At 71.8% G+C, this 241-nt stretch carries 1 pseudogene; it reads left to right on the forward strand.

The window, feature by feature from the left end:
• A pseudogene (locus JMJ56_RS33485) lies at positions 1–241 on the forward strand (malto-oligosyltrehalose trehalohydrolase); the annotation flags it as partial.

Raw genomic sequence — 241 nt, forward strand, 5'->3', positions numbered from 1 at the left:
TGGAGAACGAGCGCAACGCCGCCCGCCACCTCCGGCCCAAGGGCGGCTTCGCCGCGCAGTGGAACGATGACGGACACACCATCCTCCACCCGCTGCTGACCGGCGAGCGCGAGGGTTACTCCGAAGACTTCTGCGACGATGGCGCGGAGAAGCTCGCAAAGGTCCGGGCCGAGGGCTTCCTGTTCCAGGGCCAGCTCTCCGGCCATCGCGGGGCGCCGCGCGGCGAGCCGACCGCGGGCCT

Origin of the sequence: Belnapia arida, assembly GCF_016773205.1 — a bacterium.
GTDB lineage: Bacteria > Pseudomonadota > Alphaproteobacteria > Acetobacterales > Acetobacteraceae > Belnapia > Belnapia arida.